Origin of the sequence: Spirillospora sp. NPDC048819, assembly GCF_040650055.1 — a bacterium.
In the GTDB taxonomy this organism is placed as follows: Bacteria; Actinomycetota; Actinomycetes; order Streptosporangiales; family Streptosporangiaceae; genus Spirillospora.
The window spans coordinates 1-16,769 of sequence record NZ_JBEZGN010000073.1; the positions used below are offsets into that span (position 1 = coordinate 1).

The 16,769-nt window shown below is 67.7% G+C and carries 15 protein-coding genes and 1 CRISPR repeat array; of the genes, 3 read left to right on the forward strand and 12 right to left on the reverse strand.

All coding sequences use genetic code 11. From position 1 onward, the window contains the following. Window positions 1-127 precede the first annotated feature (127 nt). Window positions 128-1,316: a CRISPR direct-repeat array (repeat unit 29 nt; unit sequence GTGCTCCCCGCGCACGCGGGGATGGTCCC). A gap of 222 nt (window positions 1,317-1,538) precedes the next feature. Then, the gene (locus tag AB0C35_RS45050; RefSeq protein WP_358470509.1) at window positions 1,539-2,003 is read left to right on the forward strand and encodes an NUDIX domain-containing protein; all 465 of its coding nucleotides are present in this window, start codon (window positions 1,539-1,541) and stop codon (window positions 2,001-2,003) included. Window positions 2,004-2,017: 14 nt separating this feature from the next. On the opposite strand, the gene AB0C35_RS45055 is transcribed toward AB0C35_RS45050, so the two are convergent. The 6 genes from AB0C35_RS45055 to AB0C35_RS45080 all read right to left on the reverse strand — a co-directional run bounded on the left by AB0C35_RS45055 (window position 2,018) and on the right by AB0C35_RS45080 (window position 8,205). After that, a complete protein-coding gene (locus AB0C35_RS45055) occupies window positions 2,018-2,605 on the reverse strand; it encodes a class IV adenylate cyclase (RefSeq protein WP_358470512.1) in 588 nt (195 codons plus the stop codon). Further along, window positions 2,602-3,237: a hypothetical protein gene (locus AB0C35_RS45060; RefSeq protein WP_358470515.1), complete on the reverse strand. Its 636-nt coding sequence runs from the start codon at window positions 3,235-3,237 to the stop codon at window positions 2,602-2,604. Before AB0C35_RS45060 ends, AB0C35_RS45055 begins: the two co-directional genes overlap by 4 nt. Beyond that, on the reverse strand, window positions 3,234-4,076 hold the full coding sequence (locus AB0C35_RS45065) for a hypothetical protein (protein WP_358470518.1): 843 nt from the start codon (window positions 4,074-4,076) through the stop codon (window positions 3,234-3,236). The genes AB0C35_RS45060 and AB0C35_RS45065 overlap by 4 nt, the downstream gene beginning before the upstream one ends. Further along, window positions 4,066-5,943, reverse strand: coding sequence for a hypothetical protein (locus AB0C35_RS45070; RefSeq protein WP_358470521.1), 1,878 nt, complete (start codon window positions 5,941-5,943; stop codon window positions 4,066-4,068). Before AB0C35_RS45070 ends, AB0C35_RS45065 begins: the two co-directional genes overlap by 11 nt. A gap of 317 nt (window positions 5,944-6,260) precedes the next feature. Beyond that, the gene (locus tag AB0C35_RS45075) at window positions 6,261-7,442 is read right to left on the reverse strand and encodes a radical SAM protein (protein WP_358470524.1); all 1,182 of its coding nucleotides are present in this window, start codon (window positions 7,440-7,442) and stop codon (window positions 6,261-6,263) included. After that, window positions 7,435-8,205, reverse strand: a complete 771-nt coding sequence (locus AB0C35_RS45080; RefSeq protein ID WP_358470527.1) for a TauD/TfdA family dioxygenase — start codon at window positions 8,203-8,205, stop codon at window positions 7,435-7,437. The genes AB0C35_RS45075 and AB0C35_RS45080 overlap by 8 nt, the downstream gene beginning before the upstream one ends. A 167-nt stretch (window positions 8,206-8,372) precedes the next feature. On the opposite strand from AB0C35_RS45080, the gene AB0C35_RS45085 reads away from it, so the two are divergent. Together AB0C35_RS45085 and AB0C35_RS45090 are read left to right on the forward strand one after the other, a co-directional pair. Then, window positions 8,373-8,789 carry an NUDIX hydrolase gene (locus AB0C35_RS45085; RefSeq protein ID WP_358470530.1) on the forward strand — a complete coding sequence of 139 codons (417 nt, stop codon included), beginning with the start codon at window positions 8,373-8,375 and terminating at the stop codon, window positions 8,787-8,789. 5 nt (window positions 8,790-8,794) lie between these two features. Beyond that, window positions 8,795-9,964, forward strand: a complete 1,170-nt coding sequence (locus AB0C35_RS45090; protein WP_358470533.1) for an XRE family transcriptional regulator — start codon at window positions 8,795-8,797, stop codon at window positions 9,962-9,964. Between the two features lie 337 nt (window positions 9,965-10,301). Here the strand turns inward: AB0C35_RS45090 and AB0C35_RS45095 are convergent, their stop codons facing one another. From AB0C35_RS45095 to AB0C35_RS45120, 6 genes are all read right to left on the reverse strand, one after another. Further along, complete coding sequence (locus tag AB0C35_RS45095; protein WP_358470536.1) at window positions 10,302-11,951, reverse strand: hypothetical protein; 1,650 nt, start codon at window positions 11,949-11,951, stop codon at window positions 10,302-10,304. 445 nt (window positions 11,952-12,396) lie between these two features. Next, window positions 12,397-13,317 (reverse strand): phosphotransferase, encoded by a 921-nt coding sequence (locus tag AB0C35_RS45100; RefSeq protein ID WP_358470539.1) that lies wholly within the window; start codon window positions 13,315-13,317, stop codon window positions 12,397-12,399. A gap of 57 nt (window positions 13,318-13,374) precedes the next feature. Then, window positions 13,375-13,620, reverse strand: a complete 246-nt coding sequence (locus tag AB0C35_RS45105; RefSeq protein WP_358470542.1) for a site-specific integrase — start codon at window positions 13,618-13,620, stop codon at window positions 13,375-13,377. A gap of 17 nt (window positions 13,621-13,637) precedes the next feature. Beyond that, the gene (locus AB0C35_RS45110; RefSeq protein ID WP_358470545.1) at window positions 13,638-14,570 is read right to left on the reverse strand and encodes a tyrosine-type recombinase/integrase; all 933 of its coding nucleotides are present in this window, start codon (window positions 14,568-14,570) and stop codon (window positions 13,638-13,640) included. A gap of 204 nt (window positions 14,571-14,774) precedes the next feature. Next, on the reverse strand, window positions 14,775-15,899 hold the full coding sequence (locus tag AB0C35_RS45115; RefSeq protein WP_358470548.1) for a pentapeptide repeat-containing protein: 1,125 nt from the start codon (window positions 15,897-15,899) through the stop codon (window positions 14,775-14,777). 452 nt (window positions 15,900-16,351) lie between these two features. Next, window positions 16,352-16,621, reverse strand: a complete 270-nt coding sequence (locus AB0C35_RS45120; protein ID WP_358470551.1) for a hypothetical protein — start codon at window positions 16,619-16,621, stop codon at window positions 16,352-16,354. Window positions 16,622-16,769 lie beyond the last annotated feature (148 nt).

Here is a 16,769-nt window from a genome sequence, read left to right on the forward strand (position 1 = left end):
CCTGGATCAACGAACCGCCCAAGGACGAGAACAAGGAGAACAAGCAGGCACAACCCGCAGCCTGAGCTGTCTCAACGAGTTTGACAGGCTCCGCCCGGCCGATTTGGTCGCGGGACACGTCGAATTCGTGCTCCCCGCGCACGCGGGGATGGTCCCCGGCCGGTCGGGAAGGTGCGCGAGGGGCAGGTGTGCTCCCCGCGCACGCGGGGATGGTCCCGACCTCGGACGCGCCGGTCGTGCCGGGGTCGGGTGCTCCCCGCGCACGCGGGGATGGCCCCTCGTGAACCAGGAGGCGGCGTCATGAACGCGAGTGCTCCCCGCGCACGCGGGGATGGTCCCCGGATGGCGCTCATGACGGCGGCCGGGTCGGTGGTGCTCCCCGCGCACGCGGGGATGGTCCCCCTCTGAGGGCCGATGACCCCTCGAAGGGGCGGTGCTCCCCGCGCACGCGGGGATGGTCCCGCCACCGCCAGCCCCCACCCGCCGGCCACCAGGTGCTCCCCGCGCACGCGGGGATGGTCCCTGGGGGTTCACCGTGCACGCGGGCTGGGTGGAGTGCTCCCCGCGCACGCGGGGATGGTCCCGAGACCGGCACCCTCGACCTGACGCACTCGGCGTGCTCCCCGCGCACGCGGGGATGGTCCCGGCCTGTGGTGCCTGCAATACGAATCGAATTCGTGCTCCCCGCGCACGCGGGGATGGTCCCAGGGGCCGCGAAACTCCAAGCCGAGATCCTCGGTGCTCCCCGCGCACGCGGGGATGGTCCCTCGTGTGGACGTACGTCACCACGACCGGGACGGTGCTCCCCGCGCACGCGGGGATGGTCCCACCGACAACAGCGTGGGCGTGTTCTTCGAGCGGTGCTCCCCGCGCACGCGGGGATGGTCCCGCGACGATCGCCTCGTCCGCGGTGCCGGTCGTGTGCTCCCCGCGCACGCGGGGATGGTCCCAGGAACCCGTCCACGGCCGCCCAGTCGGTGAGGTGCTCCCCGCGCACGCGGGGATGGTCCCGCGCCGTTTGGCGCACCTCCACCCGCAGCACAGTGCTCCCCGCGCACGCGGGGATGGTCCCCCTGACCGGATCGATCACCTGAGAGGGAGGCAGTGCTCCCCGCGCACGCGGGGATGGTCCCCCAAGCGGCGACGCAGGAAGTCCGACGAAGGGGTGCTCCCCGCGCACGCGGGGATGGTCCCCGCCTGTCGGTCACCGGCGGCGCGTCCGGCCCGTGCTCCCCGCGCACGCGGGGATGGTCCCGTCAGGGGACCGGCGCGGATAGCCGCGTCGGTGTGCTCCCCGCGCACGCACCGAACGCCGGTGGATCAGCCCCTACCTCGCCGGAACCGACGATAAGCCGTCCGTGGAGCGCAGCGAGTAAACGTCTGGGACCGATAACGCGGTCCGGTGTCCGCTGGTCGAATGGACTCCATCCGCTGGCGGCTCCTGCTCCTGACGGTTCGTGCCTCCTATGGCTCTGCGGCGGCCGGCGTGTCGTGTGTAGTCGTCATGGCAGTTCGGACCGTGGGTTACTGTGCCGCAGGTGACCGCGCGCGAGTACGTTTCGCTCATCGCTGATACGCACATGCTTCTCACCCGGCCGGACGGCTGCGTCCTTTTGCTGGTTCGGGCGAACACCGGCTATATGGACGGCCACGCGTCGCTCCCGGCGGGGCACGTCGAGGTGGGGGAGTCGGCCGACACGGCCGCCATCCGAGAGACCAAGGAAGAGGTTGGGGTCCTTGTTGACTCTGCAGACTTGGCGTTCGCGCACGTTATGCACCGCCACACCCCCGGTGAGCGGGGTGCGCGTGTCTCGTTCTTCTTCAGCTCCCGTCGGTGGATGGGTGAGGTCATCAACGCGGAGCCTCGAAAAAGCTCTGGATTGATCTGGGCGGACCCCGCTGACCTGGCCGGGTCGACCGGTGGCGTTCCCGTGGTCGAGTATGTCTCCTCTGCCCTGGCCACGATCCGGGCGGCCGAGAGGTTCAGCGCGTACGGGTGGTGACCCTCCTCGGGGGTTCAGCGTTCTCGGCCGAGCAGCAGGTATGGGTATCCGCGGCGGTCCCGCTCTCCCAAAGTCACCCCCGCGGAAGTCGTCTCCTTCACTGCGTCGGTGATGGCTTGCCCCGCTTGGTCGAGGTCTCCTTCTCCGACGTACTCGAACTCGACGAACCCGCCAAGGCCCGTTACCTCGTCGAGTGCGACCTCGACAGCCCCGGCCGGGGTGTCGAGACGCCATCGCTCTCGCCGCTTGTCGACGGTGACCATTTCAGAGAAGCCGAGCGCCTCCAGCATGCGAGAGACGGCCTGAGGGTCGGCGACTACCGATTCGTACTCGTCGGCGTGGGTCGCCTCGACCGCTGCGAGGGGAAGCCACCTTTTGAAGTTGATCGATGCGACGGTTGGCCCGGATTCCGGTTCTTCTCGCCGTAGCCGCAGCCATTCCGACACCACGTCGCCGTCCAGGAAGTCCCGGGCCGGGTGGTTGTAGTAGACATCGACTTGGCGGGAGGTGCCGGCTGCGGCGGCCCCGGTGTCGATCAGCCGGGTGCGCATTGCGTCCGGCTTGGGCAGGGCGAACTTCCGTTCGACTTCGGTGTACTTCACGCGCTCTCCTGTGCATCGGCCTGCGGGACATCGCCGGTGGCGGCGGCCCTGGCTTCGATAAGCCCGGCCGCCTGTTCGACGACTGCGGCCATGCCCTGTTGTCCGTTGATCACCGGCACCTGCTGGATCGATGCCCAGGCCAGGTATTGGCGTCGCACCCGCTCTAGGTAACCGGGCCCCAGGGTCTCGAATCTGTTGCGGCCGCCGAGTCGGATCAGGCGTTCCTCGGCGACGTCGCCCGGCACGTCCACGAGCATGGTCACATCGACCGGCATGGCACCGGTCAGCGAGCCTTCCAAGGCCCGCAGCAGGAACGGGGACGCTCCCGCCACGGTTCCGTAGGCGACGACGGCGCCTGCCCACCGCTCCAGCACCACGAGGTGCTGTGCGGGCGGACAGCGGTTGCCGGCGAGGATGCCTGCGGTATGCAGCCGAGCGGAGGCGAACGCCAAGGTCTCGGCGTCGGCGGCAAGGCCTGTAGCTGCCATGATCGCTGTCCTGATGGTGTCGCCGAACACCGTGTGCTGAACCGGATCGATCGCTTGGGCGTATCCGCTGGGCCACATACCGACCAGCACATTAGCCAGGGTCGTTTTCCCGCTCCCGTTGATGCCCTCAACACACACGATCACGAGGCGCCTCCGGTCTTCTCGCATAGGTGCGCGGTAACCCTGTTGTTCGCCGTGTCAACCAGGTCTGCGCCGCTGGCCCCGTGGGCGAGGCCGGCCAGCAGACCGGCTGACAGCGCGGCTCCAGCGCCCAGGGCCGGCCCGGTGATGATGCGCCCCGGCGTGCGGTGCCACGTCCCGTCGGGTCCGGTCAAGGTGAATCCACGCGGCCCGGCCGACACCACGGCGTAGGTGGCGTACGCCATCGAACGCAGCTTGTGGGCGGCCCCCTGCAGGGCGGCGGGTGAGGCCGCGTACGGCAGGCTCGCCTGAACCAGCAGCGGCCGCAGTGGGGCGAGCCGGGCTGCTTTCGTGTCGCGCCGGGATCCCGACAGGTTTACGGTCAAACGGCTGGGAGTCGAGGCTGCCAGCCAGGTGAACACGGCTTCTTCTACTTCGTCGTACAGGTCGACGTACAACAGGGTCCTCGCCGTGTCCGGTTCGACGGACAGTGGTCCTGGAGTCGTGGGTATGGGTGGCAGCAGCCAGTACCGTTGCCCGTCGCTGGTCTGGAGTACCGCCGACCTTGTCACCGGCCCCGAACGGCGCCCGGTGGCGCGCACCCGCAGTCCTGGTGCGGCCTTGCGCAGGGCATCGACGTCGGCCTCGGTGGGGTCGATCAGCAGGCAGGACACGGGCTCACCGGAGGTGTGCAGCAGCCGGGCCGCGATCACCGCGTCGTTGCCGAGCAGCGTTGTGGTGTCGGCGTGTTCTCCGTATCCGTGCAGTACCAGCGAATCGACGCTGTGGCAGGTGATGGCGGACAGGGTCCCCGCGCACACGATTGTCTGGTCAGCGGTCACGGCGCCGCTCCAGCAGGCTCGGGTCGAAGGTGATCGGGTGGCCGGTGACCTTCAGCGACTCGGCGGTCAGGAGGGCCGGCTCGTCGGACGGGGCCTTGGCCAGAGCGAATCCTTGGGGGAGGTTCAGGCCTGGCAGGAACCGGTCCGTCAGCGTGACCAGCAGGGCGAAGGTCGCATCCCGGTACCGGCGGACGAGTGCCTTTGCTTCGGCCGCTTCACCGGTCCCGGCGGAGCGGGCTGCCATCCGGGCCTGGTACACGGGAGTGAACATGCCTTCGGTCCACACCCGGCACCATCCCGCGATCGTTTCGATGCCGCCATGGGCGTAGTGGGCGCCGAACCGGCAGAACGCCGGGTCGTATCCGTCCAGGAGTTCGGGGTGGCGGCGATGCAGGTGATCGGCGTAACGGCTGTTGGCCAGTACTTCTAGTTCGGTCGCCATGTAGGCGACGTGCCGATACAAGGGGTCACCGGAGCCCGGCAGGTCGGCGCCGTTCAGGTAGTGCCCGATCTGCGCGACCGCCGCGGACGGCCCGTCGGGGTATGGGGCGCAGATCACGTCTGTTCGGGCCAGGAATGCCAGGTTCTCGACCAGTTCCTCGGGGGTGAGGAGCGGGTCGAAGGTGATGAACCCGAATTCCAGCGGTACCCCGAGTGTGGAAGCGACTCGGAGCGCATCGACGGTCTGGGAGACCGTCTGCCCCTTGCCGTAGCGGCGCAGTTGTGAGGGCGATCCCGATTCCACGCCCGCGAACAGGCGCCGCATGCTGGGCGCGGTCTCGGCGAGCAGCATCGCCCGTCGCAGGTTCCAGCGCCTGGACCGGTGCCGGTCGAAGAGTTGCTCCAGCCGCGTGTAGATCTCGCACCGTAGCCCGAGACGCTCCATCGCGGCCAAAATGTGCGCAGACCCTAGCTGGTTCGGTGGCGGATCGGCCAGGCCCTCGGATCCGAAGAACTCCTCATCGACCAGCGACACCGCCACCCGGGAACCCTCCGATGTGCGCAGCCGGGAAAACCGCTCCAGGATCGCCACACACACGGCCTGCTCGCCCCTGAGCCATCCATCGCCCTTGTGGGCACGAGGGCAGAACGTACACGCCCCGTACTGGCAGCCCAGGGAGGTTTCCAGAGACACCTGGCCACCCTCAGCGGCGACGGCCAGCACCAGGGAGTCATCGGGTGCAACGAGTGAAGGCGCCAGCGGCGCGCTCGGCAAGGTATCCGAATCGACACGCGGTGCCGCCTCGCTGACCACGCCCGTTTTCGTGCGCCTCGCCAGGGTGGAGACCGGCTGGTGGCGTACCCGTCGTGCGTTGTTCATCCGGCTGGTGTCTCCGCCATCGGCCGTCGGCTCCGGCTGCAGTAGGCCGGGGATGGTTTCCCAGGCTTTCGGTGTGTGCAGGGACCGGCAGAGTGCTTCCAGGGGGCGCTCGCCCAGGCCTGTGGCAACCAGCGCTCGCCGCTCGGCGGCTGCCCGCTTGAACGGTGCCACAGCCTCGGTCGGGGAAAACGCCGCCAGTATGTTGCCGAGCACCACTACTGGTGAGGTCTCTGACGACGCTGTGGCTTGCTCTATCAGCCCGGCCAGGTCCGCCAGGAGCTCCCACTGGCCGAAGTTCACCCCGACACCGACCACAGCGGGACGCCATCCGAGGGCCTCGGTGACATGGCTGCGAGCGTCGGACTGGAGGCTGTAGTCGAGGACCTCAACTCGGGCCGCGTGGGTGAACCGCAGCCAGGACGCCAGCCGCGCCACTCCCAGTGGCAGCCGGGCACCCCGGTAGCGGTCCCGGTCGCCGAGGCCGACCAGGAGGACATCGGGCAGCGCGAGCCGGGCGGACAGAGCGGGTGATGCCGAGACCTCCATGCGAACGACCTCGGCGTCGGAACCAGGGACGCCGCCACGATCCACGCCAGCGTGTTCAAGGACAGGGGGACCGTACCGGCCCGCCAGAAGTTCGGCGATGAGTGGTGGGTCAGGCAGCTGCGCCCGACGCACGGCAGCGACGGTGACGCGTTCTAGGGTCGCTTGGACGACGTAGGGGCGAAGCGGGTCTCCGCCGAGCTGTGCACCTGGCCGTCCGCCTTTGGTCAGCGCCGCCTCTACCTCACCCCACGGGCGAGGGGCACGGCACAGCCCCAGCAGGGACGCGTCCAGAAATTCGTCCGGAGAGGCGAGGCCGGTCACGACACACCGTCCAGAGCCGGAGGCTCGCCGTCGAACAGGCCGTGTGACGCCTCGAAGTCCAGCGCGTTACGCCCGCAGCCCTTCCAGTACGGCCGGATCGGGAATGTCGCGTGCAGCTCCGACAGTCCCGACGCGACCTCCGCCAGCTGCTGGTACGAGGGGTGCACCGACAACCCGATCGTCGAGTGCACGTCAGAATGGAAAGCATTGATGATCGGCGAAACACCCATCGCCGCCAGCGACGCGGCGCCCGACAAGGTTGAAGCCGGATGCTCCAGGCCGGCGATAAGGATCGAGTGCGCCCGGTACTCGCCGACGACATCGACGAGGCGTTCCAGCGCGGTGAGGATCGCCGCGTGCCCGTAGTCGGTCGCCTTGCCCGGCGCGATCCGCTCGAACGTCACCGGGTCCCAGGCCTCCAGGTTGAACCCGACGTGCACGTCCGGCACACCGTCCAGCTCCCTGATCGCCTTGAGATCGCGCGGCGGCATCGTCACCAGGTGAACCGAGACCTGGCCGTTCATGCCTGCCGCGCTGATCGCCGCGGAGGCAGCCTGAGCCAGGTCGACGTGCCGAAGGAACCCGGTGTCGAGGCTGCGCTCATTCCCGCCGACGATCATCACCTGGTTGACCCGTCCGGGCTCGGCCTCCAGCACCGCCGCGACCGCATCGCGCACCTGAACCGGGGACAGCCTGTTCGCGAACGATGTGCCGGCCGCCGTCCCCGCCAGCGAACAGAACCGGCACTGCGTCCCGTCGGCGAAGAAGTAACAAGCCCGCGGCGAGAAGAACGACAGCGCGCTCCCGCCGTACAGGTTCGCGATGTGGCCGAGTGCCTCCGAACCGCGCAGACACTCCAGATCGCCGACCAGTTCCACCGCCCAGGAAACCCCGAGCACGGAGTTGACCACCCAGGCGCTCTCCGCGTCGGCCTTGAGGGTCCAGGTGTTGTCGCCGTACACGTTCACCGCAACCGTCACCGGCGGTTGCCCCTCGGGCGTCGCCAGCCGGATCTCCTGCGGGACGGTCGCGTCCAGATCCCAGACAGGGGAGTTGTAAAAGTTACGTCGGCGCACCCAGCCGGCCTGACGGCCGAACCACGCGGAGAACGACACGTCGATCGCTACACCGTGGGACAGCAGAGCAAGCTTCACCCATGCGGCGCTCAGATCAGTCACGACACCACATCCGGGTAGGGGCGAACCCGACGGGAAGCTCGAACTTCGGCTCCCCGAGCGCACGCCAGCACAGCCGGTCCCCGGTGAACGCCTGACGGGCGTGGAGCCAGCGGGTGTTGTCCAGCAGGTAGCCCTGGCCTGCCGCAAGCCGGAGTGAAAGCTGATGCTGGAGCGTCGCCTCCCATAGGTCGCGCAGATGGGGCTGAACCATGGGGCTCCAACGGGCAAGACCGTCCAGGCGCAGCCGCACCGATACTCGCCCCGCGGGGTGCGCAGTGAAGACCTGGGCGGCGTGGCCGTCCCCCGCTCCGAAGAACGTCGTACGGGGTTCTGACAGCGCCAGAGCGGCCTCGCGCCGGTTCTCCACCAATTCAGCATGTACCGCGCGGGCATCGGTCAGCAGGCATTCGCCGCCCTGACCGGCCGGGCGCCCGCACACCAAGAGCATCAGCCGGGGCGGCGTCGCGATCCCCGATCGTTCGGTGTGCGGCGCGAGCTCCTTGTCGGTGAAGCCGGCGAATCCGGGCCGGTCCAGGTGACGGCCGGTGTCTCGGATCGTGGTCAAGCCGTCGGGGTCGCTGTCGCGATGCGCGGTGATGTCCATGACCCGCGAGGCCAAAGCGAGAACCTCGCCGCGTGATGCCATCCCTTCGAGCACGACCAGGCCGACGTCCCGCAAGCGCTGCGCGATCACGCGCGGCATCTCAGCGCCGACATGGTGAGGGGTGAGCACATCGTCAGAGGCCTGGAGGGCCTGGCTCATGGCGCAACTCCTTCGCTGGACTCTGCGCTCACTGTCGGCCTCTGCCCGCCGCGAGGTAAAGCGACAGATTGTCTACTCGGGCATCGCGCTCAGGCCGGACTCGGTGCGAAGCGTGCGTGCTACTTTTCGAGGCATCCCCGGCCCATCCGCGAACCGCAAGGACCGCCATGACTACGTCTCCGGCCTGGCCCGTGTCCGTAAAAGGTGTCGCTGTGGGAAACGGCGGACGTGTGGCACTGCTGAAGAACGAACGCGACGAATGGGAATTGCCCGGCGGCCGCCTGGAGCCATCCGACACCAGCCCGGAGGCCGCGGTTGAGCGAGAGATCCAGGAAGAGACTGGTTGGACCGTCAAAGCAGGCCCGCTCCTGGACGTGTGGATCTATCAGCCGCTGCCCCAGACACTGCCTGAACGGCGTGTCGTGATCGTCACCTACGGGTGCACCGTCCTGACGCCGGACGTCGAACCAGTGGTGAGCCACGAGCACAAGCAACTCGGCCTGTTCACCGCCGAGGAGATTCCGGGGCTGCACATGCCCAACGGCTACCGGCGATCCATCGCCACCTGGTTCGCAAGGATGTGACCAGCATGGCAGCCAGCCCCCAAGCATCGACGCGGGCCCCGGCACGCCATGCCGTATGGCGCTGGGCCACACCCGAGGCCCAGCGCGTCCTCGCCACCGGCGACCTCGGGAAGATCCTTCGTTTCCACCGCGACATCCACGGCATCAACCAGACCGCGCTCGGCCAACTCCTCGGCTACGACAAGACCTACATCTCGATGTTGGAACTCGGGAAGCGCACCTTGGACGACGTCGGCTCACGCCGCTGGGTGGCCGACCGGCTCCGCCTCCCTCCGCACGTCTTGGGCGTCACCGACCCCGCCGACACCGACCACCGGGCCATGTTCCAATTCGGTGAGTCGACCGTCCGCCTCGCCGAGATCGCCCGCCAGACCGGCCACGCCTACGAAGCCGTCGCCGAGCTCTGGCCACTGGTCGCCCGACTCGAAGCCCGCATCGAGGACGGGCACACCGAACGCGAAGTCCTTCATCTCCTGGCCCGCGCCCGTGCCGGCCTGGGCGTCGCCCTCGGCAACGTCCTGCCCGAAGAGCGCCTGAGCACGGCCGCTCACTGGACCGCCAAAAGCCTCGGCATCGCCTCGTACTTCGAGGACCCGGCATTCTCCTCCGAGGTTTTGCGAATGCACGGCAACGAACTGCGCAAGGCTCGGCTGCGCGGCGCCGCCGTCAACCGCCTCCAACATGCGCTCGCCCTGGCCCCCGACTCCAAAGCCCGCGTGGCGGTGGTACCCCTACTCGCTCGGGCCGCCGGAGCGCTTGGTGACAAGGACCTGTTCGACCACACGATGCGAAAAGCCGACGCGCTCCTGGACGAGGCGAAGCACACGTCTCTATTCAATCCGTACGCGCTACACGAAATCCGGCTCAGGGGTCTGGTTGCAACGGGCCGCACGGACACCGCGATCAGACTCGTTGACCACTCCCCGGCGCCAACCACCACGGTCGCCCCACAGTGGCACGTCATCGAACGAGTGACCGTGGCGAATGTTCAGCTACTGGCTGGTGACCAGATCGGAGCGCGCGAGTCCCTGGTGATCGCCGTCCGTGAAGCGATCACGCAGCGGCTTCCACATCAGCTGCAGAGAATTATGCGGACCGCTGGAGAAGACCTACCCGAAATCTACGCGGACGCCGCACAGGCTCTCGATCAACTTCGCCAAGAACTCGCCGCCTAAATCCACATTTCGAACGGGAACGCCGACACCCCGGCTGGCAGACTCCTGGACCATGGCAAACAGCGGACTGTGGGCCGACGTGCTCGCCGCGCTGACCGCGCTCGGAGCCAGTTGCTTCACCTCGCAGGCGATCTGGCGCGCGGCGCTTGCCCAAACCTGAACCACCACCCGGGGGCAGCTCCCGCTTGGTGAGCCGCGCGAGCGGCGCCAATCCTCCTTCCGGGAGATGATGGCTGCATGCACGCATTCAACGTCACGTTGCAGATCGATGGCGTCGAACGCATGCCCGCAAAATCACGGAGCGCGTACGACACTGCCTATCACCGTTCCGGGAGTCCTACTTGATACTGATCACAAAACGTAGTGAAAGTGCGTACTCCCATGCCGTTTGTGGTGTGCGCATGGCTGAGAGTAGAAGGTGCCATTCGCCAGCACCTTGCCATGGATAGGCGACCGCCGCACCACCTTTGACCACGCGGGGTCCCGTGCCGTGACGTGGCGATCCGTCAGTAGGGAGACCGGCGTGGCCGGACTGGAACTTATCGGCGCAAATCTCCGGTTCGAAGCCGAACCCATAAAGGCCGAACATGTTCGCGCTGTTGACGCCGAGCGCCTGGACCGAGCAAAACTCTTCTTCGCTGTCAGGTACAGAGGGGCCGTGGTAGGTCAATTGGTGGTCGAGGCCGCCGCGGGCGAGGTATTCCCATTCGGCCTCGGACGGGAGTCGCAGCGGCGAGTGTTCCAGCTCATCGGTTGCTATGTGCGGCTCTACCGGTGGCCGCGGTGACTGGGCGGCGACCATTGGGCCCACCTTGACCCGCGTTAGCGGCCGCATCAGTTCGAGTTCATCGAGCACCGAGTAGTCCTCTTCCCAGGTGTGGCGCTGGGCGGAGGCGCGAAGTTTGGCTTCCTCCTCAGCGGAGAATCCGACGTTGACGCTGCCGCCGGGTACGACGCAAAACCGTACGTCCTGCCGCGACAGCACCGCAATCGGTGGGCCGCCGAAGCTCCGCAGCCCAACCAGGGAGAAATCTTTGCCCAGCGCGGTGGCGATGGCGTGGGCGATCTGCAGTCGGCGCGGTTCGCTCGTGGCCTCCCATGTCGCCACCGATGACAGTTCCGGGGCCTGCACACTGATGGTCCGTTGCCACCATGCCTGCGCGGCGAGCGGCCCCAGTTCCGCGGCGCGGCGTTCGCTCGCGCGCTCGTCCGCCAGGTACTGCAGTGCCTGCAGGGCGGCGGGAGTCGGGCGTGAATGCACTGGACGGGGCGAACGAGCTGCTTCCCTGGTGGTGAGCGCGTCGAGTCGGTCGCCACCTGCAGCTTGAGTGACCAGACTTGCGCGGGCTGCGGTGATTGCCGGGGTGTCCACCAGGTCGCGGAGGGCCAGTAGCCAATCGATCATGGGCCCCGCGAGGTACGGGCCGTTTAAGTTCTTCAGCACCAAGGCCTCACGCCGCTCAAGCGGCAATTCGGACAACAGTGTACGGACCATCGGCAACGACCCTGTCAGCGTTAAATGGCGATCGAAGCGCGGGTCGAGATCACCATTGCCGGCCAAGTAGGCCATCGCAACCGTGCCCGCCCGGTCCAAGTGCCACCGTCGGGCTCCTGGCGGAACCGGGGTTTCGCCGAGCGTGACGAGATATTCACAAACTTCACGGGCGACTGCGGTCCCGGAGGCCTCGGCGAACATGAACGCCAGCATTTCTTCGGTCGGGCCGGGCATACCGAAGGCAAGGACGGTTGCACGCAGAAAGACCCGCAGGATCTCGGTCGGCGTCAGTCCTTCAGCAGCGAGTTCGTCTCGGATCTTGATCCACCGTACGGTGCTCTCGAGCGTGGCTGGCGAAGGATCGTACTCAATGACCGCCGCGTACTTCAGAGTGGCCTCAGAAGGAATGTCACTATGCGCAGCGACGATCACTGGACGTGCACGCTCGTCGAGTGAGGCTTCGTCGAATACAGATGATTGCATCGAACCCATTCGCAAGGACCAATGTGATGTGTCTCCCAGGTGATCTGGGGACGAAGAAGAACTATGCCATAGAGCACGCAAGAGCGGGGCTGGGGTGGTCGTTCATGCACGTTGCCACCGCCTGCGGTACCAGCCCACTGGGAAGGCGTTCTGGCGTCGGCTGGTATACAAAGCGCGAACCTTCTGCCCGCTCCGTCCTTCGTTGCCGACGCGGGTCCCGAGTCGAGGGCCTGAGTCGACGGGTGTGCTGACCGGGTGATACCGATGCCAGCGGGCGCAACTCGCTGTAATGGGAATTCGAAGTGGCCGCTTTCACTTGCTCGTCAAACCGTCTCGTGGCGAACCTTCCGCAGTTCCTGAGAGGGTCTGCCCGGGGGGCCGGTGACGTCCGCGCCGCCTGGGGCAGGCGACCCCTCTAACGGTGACAGCTGCAGCAACGTGCGCAGGGACGAGGTCATACGGCTTGCCATCGGGCTGGTGCGCCGTCCATCAACGTTTGGAGGCGTTTAGTCAGTTCGGCGTGGATGTCGGGACGGCCTGGGGCTGAGCGGATGTAGGCGGCGAGTGAGCGTAGTTCACGGGCGGCGCACAACAGGCGCATGCCCGGGTGGTGTTCAAGGTCGGACTCGATGCCGTAAACGGTGCACAGTTGGTCCCAGTCGGACTGGGGTTGTCCGAAGTGGCGTACTCCGTCGAGCGTGGGGACGAGGTCTTGGGCTCGCGGACCGTAACTGATCGAGTCCCAGTCGCCGAGCACGTACCGGCCAGTGGTCGGAAACAGGTTGCCTGTGTGGGCGTCGCCGTGGATCATCCCGTGTCCCAGCGGCATGGGAGTGTTGGGGTAAAGGTCGCTGAGCGTGGCGGCGCGGCCCCGTAGCCAGGAATGTTGCGCAGGGGTAAGGACTTGGCCGGCGTGTTCCAGGTCGGAGAGAAGGGCGCCGAGCGGATTGGTGGGCTCAAGCCGTACGGGCGGGTCGGGTTGGCTGTGAAGTTTGCGTAGCAAGCTGGCCAGATCAGCTGGACTAGCAGGAGCGAGGGCGATGTCGGTGGGGACGTAGCGCCAGAACGTGGCTGTCCACCCGTCGATGGTGACCGCAGGGCTGGATCCCGATGAAGACCATGGCTCGACGGTAGGGAACTCGCGGGCTGCCAGCCACGCCGTGGCCTGAACCGCAGTGGTGAGTCGGCGGATCCACTCCGCTGAGCCACGGGTGTGGCGCATACGGACCACGACTGATGCGTACGGCAGGTAGTAAGTGTGATTGGCGCGTGCGTGGAGCAGGCGCGCATCGGCGCAATGGAGGCCGACAGCCTGGCAGGCCGCTGCCAGAGGCGGCTGGAGCATAATGACGATGGTGCCACGCAGAGGCGCCACCAGCGGGTGTCGTTAACGGACGTGTCACCGGCCGCAAACGAGGCGACGGGGCGCGAGTCAGCGATGCCGGCGGGCTGGGTCTTGCTGGGCGAGGGCGGTGCCGACGGCTTCGGTGCTGACGTTGGTGTAGATGGCCAGGCTGCGGATGTTCTCGTGCCCGGACAGGGCCATGAGCATGGGGGCTGACCAGCCGTCTTCGGCCAGGTGGGTGAGCCGGGAGTGGCGAAGTTGGTGGAGGGTGTATCCGCGTCGGGGGTGCCGGTAGTACGCGCCGAAAATCCAACGGATTCCCCTGACTTGCACTGATGTGGCGAGTGCGATCAGCGGTGTCGGCGGGCGGGGTCTTGCTTGGCCAGGGCGGCGCCGACCGCTTCGGCGGTGACGTTGGTGTAGATCGCCAGGGAACGAATGTTGGCGTGGCCGCTGAGGCCCATCAGCATGGGGGCGGACCAGCCGTCCTCGACCAGGTGCGTGAGGCGAGAATGGCGGAGCTGGTGGAGGGTGAAGCCGCGCTTGCGCCGGTCGTGCTTCTGGGTGCTCTGTTTGAACAGGTACTCGGCGCGTTCGTAGGAGAGCCGGCCGCGGCCGGTGTGCGGGCACAGGTCGGCGGTCGCGGGTGTGCGGGCCGGTGCGGGGCGTCGGTCGGCCAGGAACAGCGGGCCGCTGGTGCGGCCACCGATCAGCCGTGGGAGTAGGCGGGCGGTGCCGGACTGCCAGTGGATCCACCGGGTGTCGCCGCCCTTCCCGGTGATCCGGCCGCGTTTGTTGGTCAGGTCCAGGTCTTCGATGCTGAGCGCCAGGACCTCGTCGGCGCGGGCCGCCGATTCGTACAGCATCCGCCGCAGCGTCTTGTCCCGCAACGGGACGGCAGGGTCGGTCAGCAGGGCGTCGACGGTATGCCTGTCGATGGAGCGGGTGCGGTCCCGTTTCTCCGGCCGCCGCTCGATGAGTGCGGCGAGATCGGTGGTGACCCAGCCGTGGCCGGCCGCCCAAGTGGTGAACGAGCGCAGCGCCGAGCGGTGCCGGTTCCAGGTTCGCGGGGCAGCTTCGTCCCACGCGGCGATGAATACTCCGGCGGCCTGCTCCGCGCTCAGCTGGGCGAGCGGCACGATGTCGCCGAGCTCGCTGCGCAGCCGCCGCAGCATCTGGCCGTAGGAGCGCAGCGTGTCGGCATCCAGGTCGCGGCGGGCCAAGAAAGCGTCGGCCGCCTCGGCCAAGGTGGCACCGCTGGCGGGACCGGCGCGGGCGGTCATCAGATCCGAACCTCCTGCGACCGAAGGCACGCGCACAACTTGCCGTCGTTGCGCGGGGCACCGCTAGGCCACGTGGCGAGGTTCTGGTCGGTCTCGGGGTTGACGGCGCTCATCACAGCTGCCGCCCGTTCGTGGTGATCGGGCATTGCCGGGCCCACGAGGTTGGTGGGTACACGTCCATCATCGTGGTCGAGGCGGTCGGCATCACCACCGGGTCGTCCCATCGGTCACCGCCACTCGGCGGATCTCGTCTACGCCCACAGAAAAACGCACCTGCCGCAAGTCCGCTCCGCGCAGGTTCGCGCCTTCCAGGTTCGCTCCGCGAAGGTCTGCTACGCGCAGGAGTTCTCCGCTCAGGCCCATGAACGCGTTGCTCAGGCGCGCGCCGCGCAGGTCCGCGCCGCGCAGGTCCGCGCCGCGCAGGTCCGCGCCGCTCAGGTCTACGTCGCGCAGTTGGGCGTCGAGCAGGCTCGCGCCGGTCAGGTTCGCCTCGAGGAGGTAGGCGCCGGTCAGGTTCGCGCGGCTCAGGTTCGCGCGGTGCAGGATCGTGCCGGTCATCTGCGCGTCGCGCAGGTCCGCCTCGGTCGGGTACGCGCCGCTCAGGTCTGCGCGGGTCAGGTACGCATCGCGCAGGTCCGTGCGGGACAGGACTGCGTCGCGTAGGTCCGCGCGAATCAGCTTCGCTCGGTGCAGGTTCGCGTCAGTCAGGTTCGCGCCGCTCAGCTTCGCCTGGACCAGGTCCGCGCGGAACAGGGTCGCGCCGCTGAGGTTGGCACCGTTGAAGTTGGCGTTTTGGAGGTCACTGTGAGGGACGCGGACGCCGTGCAGGTCGAGGGGCGGGACGGGGAGGGGGTTGCTGGCCAGGGTGCTGAGTGCGGCGGCGATGTCGACGGAGGGTTCTGAGGGGAGTTCTTCGTTCTCGGTGGTGGGGGCGGGATCATGACTGCGGATGAAGCCGGCCAGTACGGCGGTGATGGCGGCACGGTCGCGTGGGGAGTCGGACAGGAGCCGGTTGAGTGCATGGATGGCGCCGAGGCGGATGGTGGCGTCATCGTCGGTGAGGGCTTCGAGAGTCTTGGCGTAGCGGTCGGTGAACTGGCCTTCCCTGGCCAGCCGCAGGTTCTCCTGGGAGGTGCGCAGGTCTTCCTGCGCGGTTCGCAGGGTCAGGCCCGTGGCGACCAGGCTGCCCGCGGTGAACAGCACACCGAACAGGATCCCCAGCGAGTTGAGCCACTGATGCCGTTCGGCCCGTTGCTGATTGCGCAGCTCCATTCGTACGTCGGCGGGAAGCCGGTCGAGGTCGTCCTGGGTCGGCATCTTGATCCGCACCCGGGACCGGCCTGGTAGGAGCCGACGCCGTCTGGCGGGGGCCGGAGGCTGCGCGGTGTTGCCCCGCCCGCGGTCGTGCTGCGCGGGCTCGCCTGCCCCGCCCTCCCCGACTGGATCGGCTGGGAGATTGTCGTGGCCAGGATCGTTCCCGTCGGTGCCGCTCATGACTCAGGCCATCCGTTCCACGTCACTCGAGCCCCACGAGTTCCCGGTCGGCACTGCCCGGATCGGCGGGCCGTCGGCGGGTGGCCTCTTGGCAGCCGCCGCGGCGGATGACAGTGTCCTCGGTAATGGCGGGAATGCGCACGGCGACTCCTCGCTGACGGATGTGACAGGGAATGTGCCGCATTCGAACCTAATGGGCCGCCGGTGACATCCGAGGCGGGAACGGGTGAGCCGTGGCGGCCGGATGCGGTCATGACAGGGAATGGGCCATTCCCTGTCACATTGCCTCACGAAGGCTGAGCCTCACCTTCGTTGTTGTCTCGGACCACAAGGCGCCACTTGGTATCCCCGGGCGGGAGGTCCGGGACGTTGGCCCATCGACCGTATGGGCGAGGCATCTGCTCGTCGGCGGCGAGGGGGCGCTCGGTCCATCCAGCAGGCCAGTCTCGTTCCGATCCCCAGTTCGTGTTGAAGTCCGCCAGCGCACGGGCCTGATCGAGCGTGACGCCGCCGCCGAACTTGGTGTCACCGAACACGGGGTCTTCAAAGAAGACCATGCCAGCAAAGGTCGCTCCTCCAAAGTTGGCTTCCCCTTCGCCGAAGTCGACTCTGTCAATCCCCTGAAAGTGTGGAGACTGGTTATGCCACCTTGGCCCCGGCGTAGTGGGCTGTCGTGGCCCTCCTCTTCTCGGTGATCTGCTGCTC

Bases quoted from the DNA above. Each gene is read 5' to 3' on its own strand.
- AB0C35_RS45070 (WP_358470521.1), bottom strand. From the start codon at position 5,943: ATGGAGGTCTCGGCATCACCCGCTCTGTCCGCCCGGCTCGCGCTGCCC.
- AB0C35_RS45080 (WP_358470527.1), bottom strand. From the start codon at position 8,205: ATGAGCCAGGCCCTCCAGGCCTCTGACGATGTGCTCACCCCTCACCAT.
- AB0C35_RS45085 (WP_358470530.1), top strand. From the start codon at position 8,373: ATGACTACGTCTCCGGCCTGGCCCGTGTCCGTAAAAGGTGTCGCTGTG.
- AB0C35_RS45090 (WP_358470533.1), top strand. From the start codon at position 8,795: ATGGCAGCCAGCCCCCAAGCATCGACGCGGGCCCCGGCACGCCATGCC.
- AB0C35_RS45095 (WP_358470536.1), bottom strand. From the start codon at position 11,951: ATGGGTTCGATGCAATCATCTGTATTCGACGAAGCCTCACTCGACGAG.
- AB0C35_RS45110 (WP_358470545.1), bottom strand. From the start codon at position 14,570: ATGACCGCCCGCGCCGGTCCCGCCAGCGGTGCCACCTTGGCCGAGGCG.
- AB0C35_RS45120 (WP_358470551.1), bottom strand. From the start codon at position 16,621: ATGGTCTTCTTTGAAGACCCCGTGTTCGGTGACACCAAGTTCGGCGGC.